Raw genomic sequence first — 2,059 nt, forward strand, 5'->3', positions numbered from 1 at the left:
TCTACAAATTGGATTGAATTCGTACCCGCAATGCTCCACCAGGCCGGCCGCCTGCTGACAGAGCACATAGATCCGGAATGTTTTTTTGTGACCGTATCGCCGATGGATCGCCATGGATATTTCAGCCTCGGCACCAACGCTGATTACGGAGCGTCGGTGATCCGAAAAGCAAGGAAAGTCATTGTCGAGGTCAACCGGTATATGCCTCGAACCTTTGGTGAATGTTCCGTCCATATTTCAGAAATAGACCACATCGTTGAGCACGATCAACCGCTGGTAGAGGCAATCCCCAAGGCGCCCACAGAGGTCGATAGAAAGATTGCGCAACAGATCATCGAACGGATTGAAGATGGGGACACCTTACAGATCGGAGTGGGCGGAGTACCAAATGCCGTGCTCTCGGGGTTGAAGCAGCACAAAGATCTGGGGCTACACAGCGAACTGTTCTCCCCGGCAATGGTTCCCCTGATTCAGGCCGGGATCTTGAATGGTCGACGCAAGACATGGATGCAACACAAGCACATTTTCACCTTCGCTCTCGGAGACCGTGCGCTCTACGAGTTCCTTGACGATAACCCTGCTATCGTTGGATACCCCGCTTCCTGGGTAAACAACCCCGACATCATTCGGCTAAACGACAACATGGTGTCTGTAAATTCAGCACTCGAAATAGATCTGACTGGCCAGATCAATTCTGAACAAATTGGCGATCGCCCCTTTTCAGGCACCGGTGGCCAACTCGATTTTGTTCGTGGTGCTTACGCCGCAAGAAACGGGCGCTCCTTCATTGCATTAAGGTCAACCGCTCAATCGGGCTCTGTAAGCCGTATCGTCCCGCGTCTACTCGGCGGTGCCGTCACAGACCCCCGGAATGATGTGCAATTCGTAGTGACTGAGTATGGCTGCGTAAACCTTAAAGGCCTCTCTATCCCTCAAAGAGCCAGAGCCCTCATCCAAATTGCATCTCCTGAATTTCAAGATCATCTTGAGCGAGAGGCAACGTCACTTGGATGGATATAGGCACTATAGATCGGATCACTGAAATCAGAGCGCTGGATAATGCCAACCTAGTTGTTTAGAACAGCCTCAATCGCCCGGTAATCATCATAGGTCACGAGGTTTATTCCCACCGCTCGCTGAGTATTCAGGTATTCCGAGAGCATTGGCGAAGGGGTTGTCAGTAGATTAATGACCCGGCTCCGAACGTCCTCGCAAATTCCACTGCGGAATACAAAAGGGTCATAGTGTAACGGTACCGAACGCCAGAGAACCGTTAGGGTGTCCTCTGCAATCATGCCGCGCCTGAGCGCTTCATCTGCTCTTGAGCTGGAGACAAAGGCAGCCTCCGCCTTGTTGTCCAGCAACGCCATCAATGCCTTGTCATGGCTACCCGCGTATATGTTAGCTCCAAAGAAATCGGAGAATGGCTCGCCGATCGTGGTTGCAAACTCGTTTTTGGGAATGAGAGCCCCTGATGTACTGGAAGAATCTGTCAGCAGTATCCTGGTATTTCTCAGGTCCTCAATGCTGTTTATCCCCGCTGCCGTTGGAACTACCAGTAACGAATAATAGAAACTCCCCTCGGGTGTAAAGAGCCCGGCCTCGGTGGTTAGAGAAGCGAAGGCATCCAGACCCGGGTCTGTTCGATGGGCGATAACATAGGATGCCGGCCCCATAACGGCCAGGTCGACACCGCCCGAGAGTACACCGTCCATCACGCTCTCGTAAGAGGTGGCTCTAACCAGTTCTACCGGCATCCCAAGCCCCTGCTCTAGCAGCGTAATCAACGGCTGATATTCAGAGGCCTGCTGGTCGATATCTTTTTTTGGGATCATCGTGAAGGTCAATCTGTTCATGTTGCAGTTTTTGACCTCTCGGACGGCTCCCCAACTATAAAACGATGCAAAGGCGAGCGATGCGAACGCGAGAATTAACGTCAGCAACCTCATGCTCTGGCTTCCTCTTCTGCGAAGGTTCTCAGGAACTCAGGAATCTTCTCCGCTGGCATGGGGCGCCCCAGGTGATAGCCCTGTGCAATGTCACAGCCGGCGGAGTTATT

At 52.3% G+C, this 2,059-nt stretch carries 2 protein-coding genes; one reads left to right on the top strand and one right to left on the bottom strand.

All coding sequences use genetic code 11. From position 1 onward, the window contains the following. A partial coding sequence (locus B7L71_RS05345; RefSeq protein ID WP_139790049.1) for an acetyl-CoA hydrolase/transferase family protein occupies nt 1–1,020 on the top strand: 1,020 nt, incomplete at its 5' end. Nucleotides 1,021–1,067: 47 nt separating this feature from the next. Here B7L71_RS05345 and B7L71_RS05350 read toward each other — a convergent pair. Beyond that, nucleotides 1,068–1,949 (bottom strand): phosphate/phosphite/phosphonate ABC transporter substrate-binding protein, encoded by an 882-nt coding sequence (locus B7L71_RS05350; protein WP_016914157.1) that lies wholly within the window; start codon nt 1,947–1,949, stop codon nt 1,068–1,070. Nucleotides 1,950–2,059 lie beyond the last annotated feature (110 nt).

The organism is Halomonas sp. BC2, assembly GCF_002078115.1.
Taxonomy (GTDB): domain Bacteria; phylum Pseudomonadota; class Gammaproteobacteria; order Pseudomonadales; family Halomonadaceae; genus Vreelandella; species Vreelandella stevensii.